General features: G+C 66.7%; 18 protein-coding genes. 4 read left to right on the top strand and 14 right to left on the bottom strand.

Going from position 1 to position 20,024, the window contains the following annotated elements:
• Positions 1 to 65 precede the first annotated feature (65 nt).
• On the top strand, positions 66 to 953 hold the full coding sequence (gene folE2, locus IB275_RS00955) for a GTP cyclohydrolase FolE2 (protein ID WP_192294126.1): 888 nt from the start codon (positions 66 to 68) through the stop codon (positions 951 to 953).
• Here the strand turns inward: folE2 and IB275_RS00950 are convergent.
• Positions 950 to 1,426: a GNAT family N-acetyltransferase gene (locus tag IB275_RS00950; protein ID WP_192294128.1), complete on the bottom strand. Its 477-nt coding sequence runs from the start codon at positions 1,424 to 1,426 to the stop codon at positions 950 to 952. The genes folE2 and IB275_RS00950 overlap by 4 nt on opposite strands.
• Before the next feature lie 130 nt (positions 1,427 to 1,556).
• The gene (cfaB, locus tag IB275_RS00945; protein ID WP_192294130.1) at positions 1,557 to 2,741 is read right to left on the bottom strand and encodes a C17 cyclopropane fatty acid synthase CfaB; all 1,185 of its coding nucleotides are present in this window, start codon (positions 2,739 to 2,741) and stop codon (positions 1,557 to 1,559) included.
• A gap of 408 nt (positions 2,742 to 3,149) precedes the next feature.
• Here cfaB and IB275_RS00940 point away from each other — a divergent pair, with 408 nt between their 5' ends.
• Entirely contained in the window at positions 3,150 to 4,568 is a 1,419-nt protein-coding gene (locus IB275_RS00940; RefSeq protein ID WP_494514452.1) for a DHA2 family efflux MFS transporter permease subunit, read from the top strand.
• A gap of 15 nt (positions 4,569 to 4,583) precedes the next feature.
• On the opposite strand, the gene IB275_RS00935 is transcribed toward IB275_RS00940, so the two are convergent.
• Positions 4,584 to 5,888, bottom strand: coding sequence for an MFS family transporter (locus IB275_RS00935; protein WP_192294134.1), 1,305 nt, complete (start codon positions 5,886 to 5,888; stop codon positions 4,584 to 4,586).
• Positions 5,889 to 6,413: 525 nt separating this feature from the next.
• On the opposite strand from IB275_RS00935, the gene IB275_RS00930 reads away from it, so the two are divergent.
• Positions 6,414 to 7,061, top strand: a complete 648-nt coding sequence (locus IB275_RS00930; RefSeq protein WP_192294136.1) for a lipid-A-disaccharide synthase N-terminal domain-containing protein — start codon at positions 6,414 to 6,416, stop codon at positions 7,059 to 7,061.
• Positions 7,062 to 7,068: 7 nt separating this feature from the next.
• Here the strand turns inward: IB275_RS00930 and IB275_RS00925 are convergent, their stop codons facing one another.
• The 11 genes from IB275_RS00925 to IB275_RS00875 form a co-directional block, all read right to left on the bottom strand.
• On the bottom strand, positions 7,069 to 8,037 hold the full coding sequence (locus tag IB275_RS00925; protein WP_192294138.1) for an SdiA-regulated domain-containing protein: 969 nt from the start codon (positions 8,035 to 8,037) through the stop codon (positions 7,069 to 7,071).
• A gap of 21 nt (positions 8,038 to 8,058) precedes the next feature.
• Positions 8,059 to 9,627, bottom strand: coding sequence for an ArnT family glycosyltransferase (locus IB275_RS00920; RefSeq protein ID WP_192294140.1), 1,569 nt, complete (start codon positions 9,625 to 9,627; stop codon positions 8,059 to 8,061).
• 3 nt (positions 9,628 to 9,630) lie between these two features.
• A complete protein-coding gene (locus tag IB275_RS00915) occupies positions 9,631 to 10,371 on the bottom strand; it encodes a glycosyltransferase family 2 protein (protein WP_192294141.1) in 741 nt (246 codons plus the stop codon).
• A gap of 24 nt (positions 10,372 to 10,395) precedes the next feature.
• A complete protein-coding gene (locus tag IB275_RS00910) occupies positions 10,396 to 11,397 on the bottom strand; it encodes an NAD-dependent epimerase (protein ID WP_192294143.1) in 1,002 nt (333 codons plus the stop codon).
• A gap of 337 nt (positions 11,398 to 11,734) precedes the next feature.
• Positions 11,735 to 13,570 (bottom strand): glutamine--fructose-6-phosphate transaminase (isomerizing), encoded by a 1,836-nt coding sequence (glmS, locus tag IB275_RS00905; RefSeq protein WP_192294146.1) that lies wholly within the window; start codon positions 13,568 to 13,570, stop codon positions 11,735 to 11,737.
• A gap of 15 nt (positions 13,571 to 13,585) precedes the next feature.
• On the bottom strand, positions 13,586 to 14,356 hold the full coding sequence (locus tag IB275_RS00900) for a DeoR/GlpR family DNA-binding transcription regulator (RefSeq protein ID WP_192294148.1): 771 nt from the start codon (positions 14,354 to 14,356) through the stop codon (positions 13,586 to 13,588).
• 138 nt (positions 14,357 to 14,494) lie between these two features.
• A complete protein-coding gene (locus IB275_RS00895) occupies positions 14,495 to 16,501 on the bottom strand; it encodes a GGDEF domain-containing protein (RefSeq protein WP_192294150.1) in 2,007 nt (668 codons plus the stop codon).
• Positions 16,498 to 17,370, bottom strand: coding sequence for an endonuclease/exonuclease/phosphatase family protein (locus IB275_RS00890; RefSeq protein WP_081518824.1), 873 nt, complete (start codon positions 17,368 to 17,370; stop codon positions 16,498 to 16,500). Before IB275_RS00890 ends, IB275_RS00895 begins: the two co-directional genes overlap by 4 nt.
• Before the next feature lie 12 nt (positions 17,371 to 17,382).
• A complete protein-coding gene (locus IB275_RS00885) occupies positions 17,383 to 18,024 on the bottom strand; it encodes a thiol:disulfide interchange protein DsbA/DsbL (protein ID WP_081518825.1) in 642 nt (213 codons plus the stop codon).
• A gap of 179 nt (positions 18,025 to 18,203) precedes the next feature.
• Positions 18,204 to 18,809, bottom strand: a complete 606-nt coding sequence (locus tag IB275_RS00880; RefSeq protein WP_151188949.1) for a c-type cytochrome — start codon at positions 18,807 to 18,809, stop codon at positions 18,204 to 18,206.
• Positions 18,810 to 18,855: 46 nt separating this feature from the next.
• The gene (locus tag IB275_RS00875) at positions 18,856 to 19,146 is read right to left on the bottom strand and encodes a c-type cytochrome (RefSeq protein ID WP_017521244.1); all 291 of its coding nucleotides are present in this window, start codon (positions 19,144 to 19,146) and stop codon (positions 18,856 to 18,858) included.
• Positions 19,147 to 19,326: 180 nt separating this feature from the next.
• On the opposite strand from IB275_RS00875, the gene yihA reads away from it, so the two are divergent.
• Complete coding sequence (gene yihA, locus IB275_RS00870) at positions 19,327 to 19,989, top strand: ribosome biogenesis GTP-binding protein YihA/YsxC (RefSeq protein WP_045213409.1); 663 nt, start codon at positions 19,327 to 19,329, stop codon at positions 19,987 to 19,989.
• Positions 19,990 to 20,024 lie beyond the last annotated feature (35 nt).

Raw genomic sequence — 20,024 nt, 5'->3', positions numbered from 1 at the left:
GCCATTGCGGGATCGGCGGGAAGCAAATACGTTATATTATAACAATTGCCGACCGTGACCCGCCCATGACCGCCCTGCTCCCCGATATCGCCTGCCAATCCACCCGCCTGCCCATCCCGCTCGACTGGGTCGGCATGCAAGGCATCGCCGTGCCGCTGCGTATCACTGGCGAGCGCGTTGCCGCCTATGCCGACGCCGGCGTCAGCCTCGACGAAGCCGATGCGCGCGGCATCCACATGTCGCGGCTGTACCTGGCGCTGCAGGGGCTGGCGGATGCGGAGCTTTCACCGGCGCTGCTGCATGACCTGCTCAGGCAGTTCCTCAGGAGCCACGCACAGCTTTCCCGGCGCGCCAGCCTGACGCTGCGTTTCGAACTGCTGCTGCGGCGCCCGGCACTGGTCAGCCCGCTGAGCGGCTGGAAGCGCTACGCCTGCGAGATCCACGCGCAGCTGGAGGACGATGCGCTGCACCTGGAGTTGCACCTGAATCTGCCCTACTCCTCGACCTGCCCGTGCTCGGCGGCACTGGCGCGCCAGCTGATCCAGGAGCGCTTCGACGCCGACTTCGCCGACCGCCCGCTGAAGGCCAGCGAGGTCCGCGCCTGGCTCGGCAGCCCGCAGGGCATAGTCGCCACGCCGCACAGCCAGCGCAGCGAGGCACAGCTGAACCTGCGACTCGACCCGACCGCACCGGCATTCGCTTTCAGCGAGCTGATCGACCACGCCGAAGACGCCCTCGGCACCGCCGTGCAGACGGCAGTGAAGCGCGCCGACGAACAGGCCTTCGCCCTGGCCAATGGGCAGAACCTGATGTTCTGCGAAGACGCCGCACGCCGGCTGCACCGGGCGCTGTTGCAGCGCGAAGAGGTGTCAGGCTTCGAGGTGCGCGTGGTGCATGCGGAAAGCCTGCACGCCCACGATGCGGTGGCGGTGAGTCGCTGGGCGCGCGGTTAGACGCCGAGGTCGAGCGCCAGACGAATCTGGTCGCGGCACTGGATGCCGTTCTCGTAGATCGGCTCGGGGTAATGCCGCACGAAGTGGTCCGGCTCGATGCCGACGATGCGGAAGCCCAGGCGCTGGTACAGGCCGAGCTGGGCCAGGCTGGAGTTGCCGGTGGCGATGGTCAGGCGCTGCAGGCCGGCCTCGCGCGCCTGCTCGATGGCCGCCAGCAGCAGGCGCCGGCCCAGGCCGCGCTCCTGCCATTCGTCCTCGACCGCAAGGCTGGTGATCTCGGCGACGCCGGGCTCGCGGGGAGTCAGCGTCAGCACGCCGCGCACGCAATCTGCCTCGTTCAGCGCCAGCAGGCGGGAATCGGGCAGGTAGCTCTCGAGCTGTTCGCGGCTGGGGTCGGCCTTGAGCAATAGTGGCCAGGGCGCCTGCGCGGGCGAGAGTTCGACGAGGGACAGGTCCGGGAAGAAATTCACCATGATTCATCTACCAAAGAGTCAGTGGGGAAAGGCGGTTTAGCCTCCCGTGCCGCTCGATGCAAGCCTTTTGCTCGCGCCGGAAAGGCATCGGGCCCGGCAAGCCAGGCCCGATGGCAATCCCTGAGCAGGCTCAGGCGTAGAGGTCGCGGCGGCTCCAGGGCACTTCGTGGCCGCCGTCGGTGTGCGGCTTGCTGGCAAGAATCTGGTGCAGGTTGATCCAGCCCTTCTTGAAGCCATAGGCGCAACCGGCAAGGTACAGGCGCCAGATGCGCAGGGCCTGGTCGGGCACCAGTTTCGCTGCATCGGCCAGCCTGGCCTCGAGGTTGGCACTCCAGAAGTCCAGCGTGCGCGCATAGTGCAGGCGCAGCCCTTCGACGTCGACCACTTCGAGCCCCGCCTCGCTCATGCGGGCGACGGCCAGCGACAGGTGCGGCAGCTCGCCGTGGGGGAATACGTAGCGGTCGATGAAGTCACCCGCGCCGCGCCCGACCGGGCGGCCGTCGGTGTTGCTGGAGGTGATCCCATGGTTCATCACCAGCCCGCCCGGCCGCACCGCGTCGTACAGGTGCTGGAAGTAGAGGCCCAGGTTGGCATGGCCGACGTGTTCGAACATGCCGACGCTGACCACCTTGTCGTAGCGGCCGTCACGCGGCAGGTCGCGGTAGTCGCGCAACTCCAGGGTCACCTTGCCTTCCAGCCCGTCCGCCTTGACCCGCTCGCGGCCGAGCTTGAGCTGCTCCTCGCTGAGGGTGATGCCGTGCACCTGTACGCCGAACTCCCGCGCCGCCAGACGCGCCAGACCGCCCCAGCCGCAGCCGACGTCGAGCAGCTTCTCGCCCGGCTTCAGGCGCAGCTTGCGGCACAGGTGGCGCAGCTTGGCCAATTGGGCGCTGGCCAGGTTTTCGTTGCCGGTCTCGTAGTAGGCGCAGGAGTACACCATCTCCGGGTCGAGCCAGAGCTGGTAGAACGCGTTGGACAGGTCGTAGTGGTAATGGATGGCTTCGGCGTCGGTGGCCTTGTCGTGGCTTTTGCGCACGTAGTCGGAATCGTCGTCGTCATCGCCCAGCGCGGCGCTCAGGGCGTCGGCAGTGGCGATCACTTCCTGCATCGGTCCCTCGATGTCCATGCGGCCCTCCACGTAGGCGCGGCCGAGGATATCGAGGCTGGGATGGGTGATCTCGGTCAGCAGCGTGGGATCGCGGACAACCAGAGTTACCTGCGGGTCGGGGCCGAGGTCGAAGGCCTGGGCCTCGCCGATGCGGATACGCAGCGGCAACTGCAGGGACAGCAACTCAGAGGGCAGATTGGCTTTCATGCAAACCTCCTGGTCACAGGGCTGAAGAACTATAGACCAGCCTTTCCATAGTCTTCGCCTATGGCCTGGCCCGCGAAAAACTATCGGGCGCCGATCCCTGCAATGAACCTGACGATTCCTCTGCAGTGGAGTACGCCCCGGCGGGTTGCGTTCCAAAAAAGGACAGCACGGCAAGATAGCTCGCCTGTAAAGCCTAGCAGCCGCTTCGTTCATCATCTTTGTCAGCCCTGAGATAGAGCCTTTCCTGCCCGGTAACTATCGCGCAGGCGTGACAGTTCGCCGCTGCCTTGCACTACACTGGGCGCGCCCGCGCCCATCCCGGCCGGAGCACCTCTGCTGTGAAGGGGGCCTTCCTTGAATACCTTGTCCGAGCCGCGTCCGGCGGTCCGCACCGTGCTGGTGGGGCTGATGCTGGCGATCTTCCTCGGTGCGCTCGACCAAACCATCGTCGCCGTTTCCCTGCCGGCGATCTCCGCCGGCTTTGGCGATTTCGACCTGCTGGCGTGGGTCATCTCCGGCTACATGGTGGCGATGACCATCTCCATGCCGATCTACGGCAAGCTCGGCGACCTCTACGGCCGCCGCGTACTGATGCTCTTCGCCATCGGCCTGTTCACCGTCGCCTCGCTGCTCTGCGGCGCTGCCCAGAGCATGGAGCAGCTGGTGCTCGCCCGCGTCCTGCAGGGCATCGGCGCCGGCGGCATGATGTCGGTGAGCCAGGCGATCATCGGCGACATCGTCCCGCCTCGCGAACGTGGCCGCTACCAGGGCTACTTCAGCAGCATGTACGCGGTGGCAAGCATCGCCGGCCCGGTGCTGGGCGGGCTGCTCACCGAGTACCTGTCGTGGCGCTGGGTATTCCTGATCAACCTGCCGGTGGGCCTGGTCGCCCTCGCGGTGTCGCGCCAGACCCTGCGCGGCCTGCCGGTGCCGGGGCGCAAGCCGGTGATCGACTACCTCGGCACGATGCTGATGATCGCCGGCCTGGGCAGCCTGTTGCTGGCGATCACCGAGGTCGGCCAGGGCGCGCGCTGGAACGACCCGCAGATGCTCGCGCTGTTCGTCGCCGCCGTGGTGCTGATCGCCCTGTTCGTGCTGCAGGAGCGCCGCGCGCCGGAGCCGCTGGTGCCGATGCACCTGTTCGGTATTCGCGCAGCCACCCTGAGCTGGCTGATCAGCTTCTTCGCCAGCTTCCAGGTGATCTCGCTGTCGGTGCTGGTGCCGCTGCGCTTCCAGTCGGTCACCGGCGCGGGCGCGGACAGCGCCGCGCTGCACTTGCTGCCGCTGGCCATGGGCGTGCCGATCGGCGCGTACTGCTGCGGCCGTCTCACCGCGATCATCGGCCGCTACAAGCCGCAGATCGTCGGTGGCGCACTGTTGATGCCGCTGGCGATTGCCGGCCTGGCGCTGACGCCGCCGAGCGCGTATTTCCTCTCGGGCGTCTGCATGCTGCTCACCGGCATTGCCGCCGGTACGCAGTTCCCCACCAGCCTGGTGGCGGCGCAGAGCGCGGTGGAGACGAAACACCTGGGGGTGGCGACCAGCAATATCACCCTGTTCCGTTCACTGGGCGGGGCGGTGGGGATCGCGCTGATGTCCGCGCTGCTGCTGGCGATGCTGCAGCCGCTGGCGGGCGAGGCGGGTCACGGGCTGTCAGCCAGCGCGCTGCTGGCCAGCCTCAGCGGAGCCGGCCACGAGGCGCAACGGCTCACGCTGGATGGGGTATTCGGGCACCTGTTCCTGATCAACGCAGGCTTCGGCGCCCTGGCCCTGCTGATCGCCGTGTCGCTGCCCGACCACGCCCTGCGTGGCCGGGGCAACGACTAGCGCTGCCGGCGCAGGTCAGTCCTCGTCGTTGAGGTAGCTGACCTTGCGCAGGTCCGGCAGCAGCAGGCAGACCACCAGCGCCACGCCGCACATGACCGAAACGTAGATATAGAACACCTCTTCCATGCCCATGGTCTTCAGGCCCAGCGCGGCGTATTCGGCGGAGCCGCCGAAGATCGCGTTGCCCACCGCGTAGGACAGGCCAACACCCAGGGCGCGAATCTGCGGCGGGAACATCTCCGCCTTGATCAGGCCGCTGATCGAGGTGTACAGGCTGACGATGGCCATGGCCGCGATGATCAGCACGAACGCCAGGTATGGGCTGCTCACCGCCTTCAGCGCGGAAAGGATCGGCCAGGTGAAGATCAGCCCCAGGGCGCCGAACCAGAGCATCGAGGTCTTGCGGCCGATGCGGTCGGACAGCGCGCCGAACAGCGGCTGCATGCACATGTAGCAGAACAGCGCGAAGGTCATCACGCCGCTGGCCACCTTCGGGTCCATGCCGGCGGTGTTCACCAGGTATTTCTGCATGTAGGTGGTGAAGGTGTAGAAGATCAGCGAGCCACCGGCGGTGAAGCCGAGCACGGTGAAGAAGGCGCGCTTGTGGTGGGCGAACAGTTCGGAGAGGGTGCCCGACTCCTTGCGGTTGAGGTTCGACTCCTTGGCCGTCTCGTGCAGCGAACGACGCAGGTAGAAGGCGATCACCGCGGTGATGGCACCGACCACGAAGGGAATACGCCAGCCCCACTCCTTCAGTTCGTCGGTGGTCAGTAGTTGCTGCAGGACCACCACCACCAGCACGGCCAGCAGTTGGCCGCCGATCAGGGTCACGTACTGGAAGGAAGCGAAGAAGCCGCGCTGGCCCTTGAGCGCCACTTCGCTCATGTAGGTCGCGCTGGTGCCGTACTCGCCGCCCACGGAGAGACCCTGGAACAGCCGCGCCAGCAGCAGCAGCGCCGGCGCCGCGACACCGATGGTGGCGTAGGTCGGCATCACCGCGATCGCCAGCGAGCCGCCGCACATCATCAGCACCGAGATCATCATCGCAGTCTTGCGGCCCTTCTTGTCGGCGATGCGGCCGAACAGCCAGCCGCCGATCGGGCGCATCAGGAAGCCCGCGGCGAATACCCCGGCGGTGTTGAGCAGCTGCACCGTCGGATCGTCCGAGGGGAAGAAGGCATGGGCGAAGTACAGCGCGGTGAAGGCGTAGACGTAGAAGTCGAACCACTCCACCAGGTTGCCTGACGAGGCGCCGACGATGGCGAGGATGCGCGAGCGGCGCTCATGAGCGGAGTATTGCGGTACGGCAGGTGTGTTCATGGGGATTCTCTTGTCAGGTGGAACAGCGTCCCGTCTTGATGGACGGAAATCCTTCTGCCGTCCGTGCCCGAGCGTCGCTCCAGGAGCGGAGTTTTCCCGGACACAATCAGAAACAGTATAGACACCTCCGATAGCCGGCTAACGAAATCCGCGGTCCCGACCGGCCCTTTTGGTTCGAATATCGGACACTTGCGAACGCGCGTTTGTCGTTTCCGATTGACCGGCCACTAGCCAGCTTCTATCGTTGGCCCGCTCCCCGCCCTGCGGGAGACTTGTCAGGTACCCCTCGCAGGGCCGGAGCCCGACCTTGTCCACAAGACAAGGTCGATTTCCATTCCCCTCGTGTAGCGGCCTCTGCCGCCTGGCCTCGGTGCCCCGTCCACACCCCCGGACGTGCAGGCACCGGGGGAATGTTGATTCCCCCCGCACTGCGCCACCAAAGCGAAATATCCCCTCCGTAGACTGCCGAAAAGCACTGCAGGCCGTGTCGTGCGCGGCTTTCGTCCATCCGGCAAGGGGCCAGGCTTGAACGCCGTCAATCCACTGTGGTTCGCCATCGGGCTGCTCGCGCAGGCCGCCTTCTCCGCTCGCTTCCTGGTCCAGTGGGTGCTCTCCGAGCGCGCCCGCCGCAGCCTGATGCCGGTGCACTTCTGGTATTTCAGCTGCGCCGGAGCCGTGCTGCTGCTGGCCTACGCGACGCACCAGCGCGACCTGGTGATCTGCCTGGGGCAGCTCGCCGGCCTGGCCATCTACCTGCGCAACCTGGAACTGGAGCGTCGCCATGGCGGCGGCCGGCCGCTGTTCTTCGCCTGGCCCTGGCTGACCTGGGCGGCGGTGGCGGTGATTCCCGGCTGGTTGTCCAAGCCTGAACCGATCATCCAGGCGCTCGGAGCCGCCGATCCCTGCTGGACCGTCGTCGGGCTGGTGGGACAGGTGCTCTTCACCGGGCGCTTCGTGCTGCAGCTGTGGTTCTCCGAGCGCGCCGGGCGACCGGTCAATCCGATCCACTTCTGGTACCTGTCGATGGCCGGCAGCGTGCTGCTGTTCAGCTACGCGGTGGCGCAGCGGGACCCGATCATCATCCTCGGCCAGTCCTTCGGCATCCTGGTCTACCTGCGCAACCTCGCGCTGCTGCGGCGCCAGGGCACAGGTGCCGGCGCGCAGAGCCACTGAGCAGCGCTCAGCGCTTCTCGAAGCGGTAGAACAGGTTCGGCTCGCTGACCACGAAGAGGTTGCCGCTGGCGTCCATCGTCAGCCCTTCGGCCTGCGGCGCGCGGTGCTTGAGGTCGCCGAAGCCGCCGAGGGAGCGGAAGCTCACCAGGCCACCCTGATCGTCCAGCTCCATGATCAGCCGCGACTCTTCGCTGAGCACCAGCAGGTGGCCGCTGCGGCGGTCGTAATGCAGGTCGGAGATGTCGGTGCCGAACACGCTGCGCTTCACCCAGGCGGTGCGGTCGATGATCTTCAGCTGCATCTTCCCCGCCAGGCTCGCGCGCACTCCGGTGACCTCATAGATCTGCCGCGGACCGCGTTCCTTGCCGATGAACAGGCGGTCATGGTCGGGATCGTAGGTGAGCCCTTCGAAGCCCTTGTTGTGGATGCTCGGGTTGATCGCCAGGGCGAAGGACTGTGCGTCGCTCGCCTGGATGGTCTGGCCGGGGTGCTCGGGCAGGCTGAAGAAGTCGATCTGCTGGAGGTTCTCGTCGGCCACCGCCACCAGCCCGCCGCCCAGGTAGGCCACCGCTTCGACGTCCTCGAAGCCGCTCATGGGGTACTGCGCGAGCATCTCGCCGGCCTTGTTCAGCACCGCCAACTTCATGTTGCCGGCGTTGGTCACGGCGAGCAGGCGATCCTGGTCGAAGTCGTAGCTGATGGCCGACAGGTCCGACTCGATACCCTTCACCGGCAGCGCGTCGAGGGTCACCTTGTAGTCGGGCAGCCAGACGCTGCGCCCCGCCCAGTCTGCGGCATGCAGCTGGCTGCGCAGGTAGAACCAGGCGCGCTGCTGCCAGTGCTCGGTCAGCACCAGCGTCACCGCCGGCACCAGCAGCGCCAGCCCCAGGGCCAGGCGCAGCCAGGTGCGGCGGTCGAACCGGCGCCACGACGGGCTCCGCGGTAGGGCTTCGATGCTCTCGACGATCTGGCTCACGTGCGGACTCCTCGCGGGGGTTCAGGACAGCGGGCGCTGCCAGGCAAAGCGATAGGCCGGAGCGCTGGCATCTTCGGCGCACAGGCCGTTGTCGGCCTCGGCGCCAACCAGGAACCAGCGCTCCTCGTAATCGCCCTTCACCTCGCGGGCGACTTCAGGTCGGAAGCAGCGCTCCAGGTCCTCGGCGCGGACCATCGCCAGCGCCTGCGGGTGAGCACGCAGCCAGGTCAGGGCCTTCCCGGTCTGGTTCGGGGTGTCGATGCCGAAGTGCACCAGCGACTGGCGGGCATAGAGCCAGTGGCCCTCGCGCCAGTGGGTCAGCACCAGCTCGCGGCCTTCGCTCAGACGCTGTACCTCGGCCATCAGCGGCCGGCGGTCATCGCCGGGGTTCTTCAGCGGTTCGATGAAGCCACGGGCGAACCAGGCGGCGAACCAGGCCAGCGCCAGGCCGACGAAGACTTTGCGCGCCCACGGCCGTTCGGCGAACCAGCGGCGCAGCAGCCAGGGCAGCAGTGGCGCCATGACCAGCACCAGGCCGGGCAGCGCGGGGAAGATGTAGAGCTTGCGCTTGCCGCTGCTGAGGCTGAAGAACAGCAGCACCAGCACGACCCAGCCCAGCAGCACCAGCACGCGGCCATCCCGGTGCACCAGCTGGCGGCGCCAGGCCGGCACCATCCAGGGCAGCGCCAGCACCAGCGGCAGCCAGTACTGCGGGATGACCTTGGCGAAGAAGTACCAGAACGGTTCCTGGTGCTGCCAGGCGCTGGCATAGCGCCTGGCGGTCTGGTGCAGGAGGATGTCGTCGAGGTAGGCGCGGCCGTCGGCGCTGCCGCTGCTCAGCACGTGCAGCACCACCGGCAGCAGCCACAGCAGGATCGCAGCCAGGGCCACCAGCAGGCCCAGCCACCAGCGCCTCGCCTGGCCGGGCATCGCAACCACGCCGGACCACTGCCGGCGCACCGCGTAGGCATAGGGAATGAGCATCAGCGCCGGCAGGAAACCCACGCCCTTGCTGATGACGCCCAGCCCCATCGCCGCGCAGGCGACATAGAACCAGCGCCACGCCGGCCCCAGCAGCAGGTGCCGGCACAAGCCGTAGACGCCCAGGCTCGTCCACAGGCAGAGGAAGCCGTCGATGCTGCCGTCGCGCAGCACCGACCAGGTCTGGTAGGTCGCCAGGAACAGCAGCCCGGCGACGAGGCCGATGCGAGGGTTCCACAGGCGCCGGCCGAGGTCGTAGAGGCAGGCAGTGGCGACCATGCCGGAGAGGAATGCCGGCAGGAACAGCGCCAGGTTCGGCGCGATGCCCAGGCGCACCAGGGTCGCCAGCAGCCACATGAACAGTGGCGGTTTGTCCGGGTAGATTTCCGCGGCGCGGTGGGGAATCAGCCAGTCGCCGCTCTGCAGCATTTCCAGCGCAACACCGAGGAAGCGCTCTTCATCCACGTTGCTCGGCTGGCGCAGACCCAGCCCGGCGCCCAGCAGCAACGCCGCCAGCACCAGCAGCAGCCAGGGCCGCCCGGCGCTGCGGCGCCACCAGGTGAACTGTGCGCGGTTAAGCAGGCTCAGGGAGGAGCTTGGCACGCTCATGGTTCAGCGGCCCAGCTCATGCGGCAGGGCGTCCAGGCGCGTGCGGCGGATCAGCCACCAGACGCCGATCAGGTCGAGGATACCCACCAGCGCACGATCGAGGTTGCCGTACTTGGATACTCCGGCGTTGCGCGCCCGGTGGTTGACCGGGTACACGCGCATGCTGCCCTGGTGACGCTGGATCAGCGCGGGGATGAAGCGGTGCATGTGGTCGAAGTACGGCAGGCGCAGGAAGGCTTCACGCTCGATCAGCTTGAGGCCGCAACCAGTGTCCGGGGTCTGGTCGCGCAGCAGGCGCCCGCGCAGGCGGTTGGCAAAGCGCGAGGCCCAACGTTTGCTCGCACTGTCCTGGCGCTTCACGCGGTGGCCGGCGATCAGCTTAAGGTCAGCCGGGCAGTCTGCCGCGCGCACCAGCGCGAGCATGCCGGGGATGTCCGCCGGGTCGTTCTGCCCATCGCCGTCCAGGGTCGCCAGCCAGTGGCCGCGCGCGGCCTCGGCGGCGTGATAGATCGAGGTGCTCTGGCCCAGCGAGCGCTCGTGGGCAAGCACCCGCAGCTGGCTGTAGCCGCCCTGTTGCAAGCCCTGCAGCACACTGCGCGTGGCATCGTTGCTGCCGTCGTCCACCACTATGACTTCGAAGCTTTCCCCGGCCAGAGCGGCGCGGACTTCCTCGAGCAGGGCGGGAAGGTTTTCGGCCTCGTTCTTCGCCGGGATCAGCACCGACACGAAAGGACTGCTGGACATGCTCAGACGCTTGCTCCGTACCCGTCACGCCGCCGGGGCGCAGGGCTGTGCGACCGCGTAGAACTCGCGGTACCAGTGGACGAATCGTTCGACGCCGCTCTGCAGCGAGGTGCCCGGACGGAAGCCGGTGCGTTGCGCCAGGGCCTCGACATCGGCCCAGGTGCGCAGCACATCGCCCGGCTGCAGCGGCAGGTAGTTGCGGATAGCACGGCGACCCAGCGCGCGCTCGACGCAGGCGACCATGTCGAGCAGGCGCACCGGCGAGCCGCAGCCGATGTTGTAGAGCGCCGCCGGCGCCGCGCCGAGCTCGCCGGCGGCGGGTGGGCAGTCCTGGATGCGCAGCAGGCCTTCCACCACATCGTCGATGTAGGTGAAGTCGCGGGACATCTCGCCGTGGTTGTAGATGTCGATGGGCTGCCCTTCGAGGATCGAGCGGGTGAACTTGAACAGCGCCATGTCCGGACGGCCCCAGGGGCCATACACGGTGAAGAAGCGCAGTCCGGTGAGCGGCAGGCGGTAGAGATGCGCGTAGGTGTGCGCCATCAGCTCGTTGGCGCGCTTGGTGGCGGCATAGAGCGACACTGGTTGGTCCACCGCTGCGTCGATGCTGAAGGGCATCGCACTGTTCATGCCGTAGACCGAGCTGCTGGAGGCGTACACCAGATGGCCGACGCCGGTGTGCCGGCAGCCTTCGAGCAGGTTGACGAAACCGCTGAGGTTGGCGTCGGCGTAGGCCTGCGGGTTCTCCAGCGAATAGCGCACGCCGGCCTGGGCGGCCAGGTGGATCACCCGCTCGAAACCTTCGCGGCGCATCAGTGCCGCCAGGGCCGGCGCGTCGGCAATATCCAGGCGCTCGAAGCGGAATTGTCGCTGCCCCCGCAGGAGCTCCAGGCGAGCCAGCTTGAGCTCGACGCTGTAGTAGTCGTTAAGGTTGTCGATGCCGACCACCTCGTGCCCTTCACGGCACAGGCGCTGAGCGGTGTGGAAGCCGATGAACCCGGCGGCGCCGGTGACCAGCAGCTTCACCGCGCAAGCTCCGGAGCGAGGCCCGAGACGCGGCCAATCAGTACGAATCCTTCGATCGTCATCAGTCGCCAGCACCCGTTGCGTTGTTGTAGTGACCGGCGCCACGCCGGTTCCCGCTGACGCGGGACTCGGGAGCGCGCGGCAGCTACGGCCACGCGCGCACCCGTTCAGGTTGCAGCGCTGAGGGTGGCGTACCGAGTTGGCAGGCTGGGGACGGTTTCGTGAAGCTTTGGCGGGAGTCGTGCGACGGATTTGTTGCGAGGGCGGCGAAGGGCAGAAACGAACAGGGGGCCGGCGCGATGCGCGGGCCCCCTGGGGTGGAGCTGAGCAGACCGACTTACTCGACGGTTACCGACTTGGCCAGGTTGCGCGGTTGGTCGACGTCGGTGCCCTTGAGCACGGCGACGTAGTAGGACAGCAGTTGCAGCGGCACGGTGTAGAGGATCGGCGCCAGGCAATCGTGGATTGCCGGCATGCCCACCACATGGGTGCCTTCGCCATCGCTGATGCCGCTGCCGCCTTCGGCGAACACCACCAGCTCGCCGCCACGGGCGCGGACTTCCTGCAGGTTGGACTTGAGCTTCTCCAGCAGTTCGTTGTTCGGCGCCACGGTGACCACCGGCATGTCGGCGTCGACCAGCGCCAGCGGGCCGTGCTTGAGCTCGCCGGCCGGGTAGGCCTCGGCGTGGATATAGGAGATTTCCTTGAGCTTCAGCGCGCCTTCCATCGCCACCGGGTACTGGGCGCCACGGCCGAGGAACAGGGTGTGGTGCTTCTCGGCGAACAGCTCGCTGATCTTCTCCACCACCTTGTCCATGGACAGGGCTTCTTCCAGGTGGGTCGGCAGGCGACGCAGCTCGTTCACCAGCTCGGCCTCGACGCCATCGCCCAGGCGCTTCTGCACCTGGCCGATGCCCAGGGTCAGCAGCAGCAGGGCGACCAGCTGGGTGGTGAAGGCCTTGGTGGAGGCCACGCCGATTTCAGGGCCGGCGTTGGTCAGCAGGGTCATGTCCGACTCGCGCACCAGCGAACTGGTGGCGACGTTGCAGATCGCCAGGCTGGACAGGAAGCCCAGCTCCTTGGCGTAGCGCAGCGCGGCCAGGGTGTCGGCGGTTTCGCCGGACTGGGAGATGGTGACGAACAGGGAGTCCGGGTGTACCGCGACCTTGCGGTAGCGGAACTCGCTGGCAACTTCGACCTGGCAGGGAATGCCGGTCAGGCTCTCCAGCCAGTAACGGGCGACCATGCCGGCGTGGTAGCTGGTGCCGCAGGCGACGATCTGCACGGTGCGTACCTTGGCCAGCAGCTCACGGGCCTGCGGGCCGAAGTTGTCCACCAGCACCTGCTGGGCGCCCAGGCGGCCTTCCAGGGTGCGCTGCACCACGGCGGGCTGCTCGTGAATCTCCTTGAGCATGAAGTGGCGGTAACCGCCCTTGTCGGCCGCCTCGGCTCCCTCGTGGTAGCGCACTTCCTCGCGCTGCACCGGGTTGCCCTTCACGTCCCACAGCTGCAGGCCGTCACGACGGATTTCGGCAATGTCGCCTTCTTCCAGGTAGATGAACCGGTCGGTGACCTGGCGCAGCGCCAGCTGGTCGGAGGCGAGGAAGTTCTCGCCATGCCCCAGGCCCACCACCAGCGGGCTGCCGCTGCGGGCGGCAAGGATGCGGTCGGGCTGCTTGCTGCTGATCACCGCCAGGCCATAGGCGCCGTGCAGTTCCTTGACCACGGCCTTGAGTGCGACGGTCAGGTCACCCAACTCACTCAGGCGCAGGTGCAGCAGGTGGGCGATGACCTCGGTATCGGTCTGCGAGGTGAACTCGTAGCCGCGCGCCTTGAGCATTTCACGCAGGGGCTCGAAGTTCTCGATGATGCCGTTGTGTACCACCGCCACTTCGCCATGGGAAAAGTGCGGGTGGGCGTTGGCCTCGGTGGGCGCGCCGTGGGTGGCCCAGCGGGTGTGGGCGATGCCCAGGCGACCGAGCAGCGGCTGCTCGGTAATGGCCTGTTCGAGGCTGGAAACCTTGCCGGCGCGGCGGCGGCGATCCAGCGCACCGCTATTGTCGATCACCGCCACACCGGCGCTGTCGTAACCACGGTATTCCAGGCGCTTGAGGCCTTCGACGAGGATCGGGGTGATAGTGCGCTCGGCGATGGCGCCTACGATTCCACACATGGCTTGGCTCTCCTGTCAGTCTTCGCAGCGCGCGCGGATCACTTTCACGCCGCGCGCCTGGATCAGTTCGAACGCTTCATCGCTCAGGCGTTCGTCGGTAATCAGGGTCTGGACGCTGCTCCACGGCAGCTCCAGGTTGGGAATGCGCCGGCCCAGCTTGTCGGCCTCGGCCATGACGATCACCTCGCGGGCGACCTCGGCCATGACCCGGCTCAGGCCCAGCAGTTCGTTGAAGGTCGTCGTGCCCCGCTCCAGGTCGAGCCCGGTGGCGCCGATGAACAGCTGATCGAAATCGTAGGAGCGCAGCACCTGTTCGGCCACCTGGCCCTGGAACGACTCCGAGTGTGGGTCCCAGGTGCCGCCGGTCATCAGCAGCACCGGTTCGCGCTCCAGCTCGCGCAGGGCATTGGCCACGCTCAGGGAGTTGGTCATCACCACCAGGCCGGGCTTGCGGCCCAGCTCCGGGATCAACGCGGCGGTGGTGCTGCCGCTGTCGATGATGATCCGCGCGTGCTCGCGAATGCAGGCAGCCGCGGCACGGCCGATGGCCTGCTTGTAGCGCGACAGCGGCTGGCTCGGCTCGGCGATCAGCTCATGGGGCATCGGCACTGCGCCGCCGTAGCGGCGCAGCAGCAGGCCGTTGCCTTCCAGGGCCGCCAGGTCCTTGCGGATGGTCACCTCGGAGGTGGCGAAGCGGCGCGCGAGATCGTCCACGCTGACCTCGCCCAGTTCGGCGAGCAGCGCCAGGATGTCGTGGCGGCGTTGAGGTGTGTTGCGTTTCGACATGAACTATTAAGTTTCGATTCGAAAGATAATGGTTCGAATCAAAACCTATAAGCTTTCATTCGTCAAGAATTTTCGGCAGAAATGAAATGTTTTCCTGTAGGAGCGAACCCCGCTCGCTCCTACAGTCAGGACCGGTCGTCAGTCGACTTCGAGGCGATTGCGCCCGCCGCGCTTGGCGCGGTACAGCGCCTGGTCGGCGCGCTCGAACACGGCCTCGGCGCGCTCGCCCTCGCGGAACGCCGTCAGGCCCGCCGAGCAGGTGATGCTCAGGCGTTCGCCCTTGAAGTGGAAGGGGCAGGCTTCGATGGCGCCGCGCAGCACGTCGAGCAGTTGCTGTCCGCCGTCCAGCGGCGTGGCGGGCAGCAGCACGACGAACTCCTCGCCGCCGTAGCGGGCGATGAAATCGGTCTTGCGCACGCGCTTGGCCAGTTCGTTGGCGATGATCTTCAGCACCTTGTCACCGGCAAGGTGGCCGAAGTCGTCGTTGATGCGCTTGAAGTGGTCGACATCGAGCACCGCCAGCAGCAGGTCGCCGCCGTAGCGCTCCCAGCGCGAGACCTCCAGCTCCAGCCGCTCGCTCAGCGCGGCGCGGTTGGGCAGGCCGGTCAGGGCGTCGGTCATGGCTTTCTGACGCTGGTCCTCGATGTTCGCCTGGAAGGTGCGGGCCTCCTCTTCCATGCTGGTGACGCGGGTCACCAGCGACTGGATGCGCTCACCCACCTCGCGCTCACGGACTTCGCGCTCCTCGCGGAAGCGGTCCATGGTGCCCACCAGGCCCTGCAGGCGCGACTCGACATTGCGCTTGAGGCCCTCGAGGTCGGTGGCCTCCAGCACGCTTTCCTTCAGACCGCTGACCTGCTCACGCAGGGTGTCGTCCAGGTCGCGGGCGCTGGAACTGGAGCCGCTGTGATTCTCCTGGACCGCCTGCAGGCCGTCGAGGAAGGTGCCCAGGCGTTCGTTGAGCTGGTGCAGGTAGCCTTCGAACTCGCGCTGGCCGCTGTCGTTGAGCGACAGCACCAGGACGCCCAGGTCGTCCAGCACCGGCACCAGTTCGTACCAGTTGAGGCTGCCATGGATGCGCGAGCGCAGTTCTTCGGCCTGGATCTGCTGGGCGGCCGGCAGGTGCATCTCGTCCAGCAGGCGCAGCAGGCTCGCCTCGATGTGTGGTGCCACAGCGCTGTAACCGGGCTCCGGGCGCGGTGGCAGGGCGTAGGGATCGCTGGCCTGACGTGCGTCTTCCGGCGTGCCGAACAGGCCGGGCGGCACCGGCAGGCTGTCTAGCAGCTTGGAATCGTCGTGGGCAAAAGGCTCCAACACGGCCGCAGGGACCAGCACTTCGGCCACGGCGACAGGCTCGGGTAGCGCGGCCGGGGACGGTGCGGCGACGGGTTCTGGCGCCGGGGCAACGGCGTCGGCCCTCTCCATGACGGACTCGGCAACCGCTTCAGTGACCACCGGCTCGGCGGGTGCAGGTGCAGGTGCAGGTGCAGGTGCAGGTGCAGCAGGTTGTGCTGCAGCGGGAAGCGGCTCATCTATCGCTGCTTCGTCGATGGGCGTTGCCTGTGCCGTTGCGGTGAGCGCAGTGGGCGTCGATTCCGGCGAATCTGTCTCGTCGTTGTCCCGGCTGCCGAACAGCCGCTGCAGGAAGCCGGGGCGCTGCTCGCCGCCGCCATTGCCGAAATGGTCCAGCACCTGGCGTTGCAGGCGGCTCAGTTCGGCCAGCAGGCCCGGCAGTTCACGGGAGGAGCTGCCACGGCTGGGAATATCCTTGGCCAGGCGCTTGAGCGGCTTGCGCAGGTCGCCCGGCATGTCCAGGGACAACAATTGCTGCGACAACTGGCCCAGTGCGGCGATGTTCTGCTCGACGCGCTGCTGGCGGCGCTGCTCGGAGTCGAGCACGGCTTTTTCGAGCTGCGGAATCAGGCGCGACAGGCCGGCGTCCATCTCGTCGCGGCGCAATACCTCACGCAGCTCCTTCATGCACGCGTCTACCGCCTTGTCGCTGCCTTCGGCGGCGAGGCTGCTGCGCACCAGTCCGCGACGCAGCAGGTCGAGACGGGCATCCCAGCGGCGCTCGAGCTTTTCCTGCTGCTCGAGGTTGTCCAGGTATTTCTGTTTCCAGCGTTGGTCGTCGTCGCGACTCATTCAGGGGCCTCGCCGCGCAAGGCGAGCGACGAGGACGAACGCAGGGCATCCGGCAGGCGGATTTCCACGGCCACGGGCAGGTGGTCGGAAATCGGGTGCGGGAGGACACTGACGCGTTCCAGCGCCAGCTCGGAACTGAGCAGGATGTGGTCCAGGCAGCGCTGTGGGCGCCAGCTGGGGAAAGTGGCCTCGACCTGCGGGGCGATGAGCTGGAGATCGCGCAGCGGCGAGCTTTCCAGCAGGTCGGTGGCATGGGTGTTCATGTCGCCCATCAGCACGTGGTGGCGGTAGTCCTGCAGCAGCTCGCGGATGTAGGCGAGCTGGCGGGTGCGGGTCCGCGCGCCGAGGGCCAGGTGCATCATCACCACGGCCAGCGCGTCACGGCCTTCGCCGAAGCGCATGAGGATCGCGCCGCGTCCGGGCGGGCCGGGCAGCGGGTGGTCTTCCAGGGCGGTGGGCTGCAGGCGGCTGAGCAGGCCGTTGCTGTGCTGGGCGATACGCCCGAGATTGCGGTTGAGCTGCTGGTACCAGTAGGGGAAGGCGCCGAGCTGGGCCAGGTGTTCGACCTGGTTGATGTTGCCGGAGCGGATGCTGCCGCCGTCGGCTTCCTGCAGGGCGACCACGTCGTAGTCGTGGAGCAGTTCGCCGATGCGCTGCAGGTTGCTGGCGCGCCCGGCGGCCGGCAGCAGGTGCTGCCAGCCGCGGGTCAGGTAGTGGCGGTACCTTTCGGTACTGATGCCCACTTGGATGTTGAAGCTGAGCAGGCGGAGCCGGCCGTCGTCGGGCAGGCCGGCGGGTGTCCCATGGGCGGCATTCACCCGCGGGACGCAGGCCCCCGCGACACGATCACGAGTCCGCCGGCGCAGCATCGTCGTCGGACCTTACTGAGCGGCCTTGGCGTCGGCGCGTTCCTTGGCGATCAGCTGGTCAGCCAGCTGCAGCGCCTCGTCCGGGCCACCGGCCGAGCCGATGTCGAAGCGGTACTTGCCATTGACCACCAGGGTCGGCACGCCGCTGATCTGGTAGGCCATCGCCAGTTTCTTGGCCTTCTCGATCTGGCCCTTGATGGCAAAGGAGTTGTAGGTGCTCAGGAACTTGTCCTTGTCCACGCCCTGTTCGGCGACGAAGTCAGCCATTTCTTCCGGGGTGGTCAGGGCTTTCGGGTTGTTGTGCAGCTTCTCGAAGATCGAGTGGTGCACCTTCTTCTCCACGCCCATGGACTCCAGGGTCAGGAACAGCTGGCCGTGGATGTTCCACAGGCCGCCGAACATGGCCGGAATGCGCACGAAATGAACGTCGGCCGGCAGCTTCTCGACCCACGGGTTGATGGTCGGTTCGAACGCGTAGCAGTGCGGGCAGCCGTACCAGAACAGCTCCACCACCTCGATCTTGCCGGGCTGGGAGACCGGGACGGCCTGGTTCAGCTCGGTGTAGTTCTTGCCTGCTTCGAAGTCGGCGGCGTTCGCGTTGACGGCGAACAGGCCGGCGAAGGCAAGAGCGGCGGTGAAAATCAGGTTACGCATGGTTCACTCCTTGGCTGAGCGGAACCGCCACGCTGCACGCGGCGGGATGAAGCGGTTTGACCGGAGGGGCCAGACACGGTTCCAGCATTGTAGTGGGGGCGGACGCAAAAAAGGGCGGCCTGAGCCACCCTTTTTTTCGAAGCAGTTTTTCGATCTGGCGTTTCCGCCACAAGGGCTGCTTAGTGCAGGCCTTCGATGTAGCTGGAGATCGCGGCGATGTCCTTGTTGGACAGCTTGGCGGCGATGCTGCGCATGATCATGGCGTCGCCGTCGTTGGTGCGCTCGCCTTCGCGGAAGGCGGTCAGCTGCTTGGCGGTGTAGGCCGCGTGCTGGCCACCCAGGTGCGGGAAGCCGGCTTCGGCGTTGCCCTGGCCAGCCGGGTTGTGGCAACCGGTGCAGGCCGGCATGCCTTCAGCGAGTTTGCCGCCGCGGAACAGGGCTTCACCCTGGGCGACCAGCTTGGGATCGGCGGCGCCGACGCTGCCGTTCTGGCTGGAGAAGTAGGCGGCGATGTCTGCCAGGTCCTCATCGCTGAGGTTGGTCAGCAGGCCGGTCATTTCCAGGACGGTCCGCTTGCCGTCCTTGATGTCGTGCATCTGCTTGAGCAGGTAACGCTCACCCTGCCCGGCCAGTTTCGGGAAGTTGGGCGCCATGCTGTTGCCATCGGCGCCGTGGCAGGCACCACAGACAGCAGCTTTCGCCTGACCGGCCTTGGCATCGCCAGCGGCGTTCGCCACACCGACAAGACCCAGGGTCAACAGCAGACTCACGATCAATTTGTTCATCAGCTAATCCAATAACGGCTAAGGGTGAAAGAGTAAGGCCTGGGAGTTACTTCGACATCCACTGGATAATTGTCTGGTAATCCTCGGCGCTGCAGTCGGTGCACAGGCCGCGAGGCGGCATCGCGTTGAAACCGTTGGTCACATGTTGCACCAGCGTGTCCATGCCCTTGTCCAGGCGTGGCTTCCAAGCGGCGGCGTCGCCCTTTTTCGGCGCCATTGGCAACTGACCATTGTGGCAGGCGCCACAGGCTCTGTTGAAAACGGCTTCCGGATCCTGGGCCGCCAGGGCGCTGGATGCCAGCGCGGCAACGATGGCTGCGAACAGCAGTTTCTTCATGATTATCCTCATCGCAGGGAACATCCGCGTTCTTGATTGCGCGGACTCCAACGTTCCCGTGTGGCTCGACCCTGGGGGATAAAGCGCACACAAAATCCGCGGCATTATATACTTCAGATGCCCAAACGGAAACGAAACCGCCCCCCGCGACACCGCGTCGCACCCGCCGCGAAGTTACCCATGTCCTCGAATAACGCTACGAAAAACCCGATTCTCGGCCTCTGCCAACAGGCCACTTTCCTCATTTCCGCCGCCAAGGTGAACCAGTGCCCGGAAGACTCCGGCCTGGAAGTCGCCTTCGCCGGCCGCTCCAACGCGGGCAAGTCCAGCGCGCTGAACGCGCTGACCCACGCGAACCTGGCGCGGACCTCCAAGACCCCCGGCCGCACCCAGTTGCTGAACTTCTTCCGCCTGGATGACGAACGCCGCCTGGTCGACCTGCCCGGCTACGGCTACGCCAAGGTGCCGATCCCGCTGAAGCTGCACTGGCAGCAGCACCTGGAAGCTTATCTCTCCAGCCGCAATGCGCTAGCCGGCGTGGTGCTGATGATGGATATCCGCCACCCGCTGACCGATTTCGACCGCCTGATGCTCGACTGGGCGCAGGCCAGCCAGCTGCCGATCCACGTGCTGCTGACCAAGGCCGACAAGCTGGCCTACGGCGCGGCGAAGAACGCGCTGCTCAAGACCCGCAAGGAAATCCTCGACGGCTGGGGCGATGTCGCCACCCTGCAGCTGTTCTCGGCGCCCAAGCGCCAGGGCGTGGAAGAGGCGCAGCTGGTCCTGGCCGGTTGGCTGGGGCTGCTGGACGAGGAAGAAGAGGAGGCCGGCGAGGAGGCCTGAGGCCAAATCGCAGGCAAAAAAAACCCCGAGCTTCG

Origin of the sequence: Pseudomonas sp. PDM21 (genome assembly GCF_014852505.2) — a bacterium.
Taxonomy (GTDB): domain Bacteria; phylum Pseudomonadota; class Gammaproteobacteria; order Pseudomonadales; family Pseudomonadaceae; genus Pseudomonas.
Note: the sequence above shows the minus strand (reverse complement) of the source record. Positions and strands in the feature narration are given on the sequence as shown.

Coding starts and splice junctions, on each gene's coding strand:
- folE2 (WP_192294126.1), top strand. CDS start 66: ATGACCGCCCTGCTCCCCGATATCGCCTGCCAATCCACCCGCCTGCCC.
- IB275_RS00950 (WP_192294128.1), bottom strand. CDS start 1,426: ATGGTGAATTTCTTCCCGGACCTGTCCCTCGTCGAACTCTCGCCCGCG.
- cfaB (WP_192294130.1), bottom strand. CDS start 2,741: ATGAAAGCCAATCTGCCCTCTGAGTTGCTGTCCCTGCAGTTGCCGCTG.
- IB275_RS00940 (WP_494514452.1), top strand. CDS start 3,150: ATGCTGGCGATCTTCCTCGGTGCGCTCGACCAAACCATCGTCGCCGTT.
- IB275_RS00935 (WP_192294134.1), bottom strand. CDS start 5,888: ATGAACACACCTGCCGTACCGCAATACTCCGCTCATGAGCGCCGCTCG.
- IB275_RS00920 (WP_192294140.1), bottom strand. CDS start 9,627: ATGAGCGTGCCAAGCTCCTCCCTGAGCCTGCTTAACCGCGCACAGTTC.
- IB275_RS00915 (WP_192294141.1), bottom strand. CDS start 10,371: ATGTCCAGCAGTCCTTTCGTGTCGGTGCTGATCCCGGCGAAGAACGAG.
- glmS (WP_192294146.1), bottom strand. CDS start 13,570: ATGTGTGGAATCGTAGGCGCCATCGCCGAGCGCACTATCACCCCGATC.
- IB275_RS00900 (WP_192294148.1), bottom strand. CDS start 14,356: ATGTCGAAACGCAACACACCTCAACGCCGCCACGACATCCTGGCGCTG.
- IB275_RS00895 (WP_192294150.1), bottom strand. CDS start 16,501: ATGAGTCGCGACGACGACCAACGCTGGAAACAGAAATACCTGGACAAC.
- IB275_RS00890 (WP_081518824.1), bottom strand. CDS start 17,370: ATGCTGCGCCGGCGGACTCGTGATCGTGTCGCGGGGGCCTGCGTCCCG.
- IB275_RS00885 (WP_081518825.1), bottom strand. CDS start 18,024: ATGCGTAACCTGATTTTCACCGCCGCTCTTGCCTTCGCCGGCCTGTTC.
- IB275_RS00880 (WP_151188949.1), bottom strand. CDS start 18,809: ATGAACAAATTGATCGTGAGTCTGCTGTTGACCCTGGGTCTTGTCGGT.
- IB275_RS00875 (WP_017521244.1), bottom strand. CDS start 19,146: ATGAAGAAACTGCTGTTCGCAGCCATCGTTGCCGCGCTGGCATCCAGC.
- yihA (WP_045213409.1), top strand. CDS start 19,327: ATGTCCTCGAATAACGCTACGAAAAACCCGATTCTCGGCCTCTGCCAA.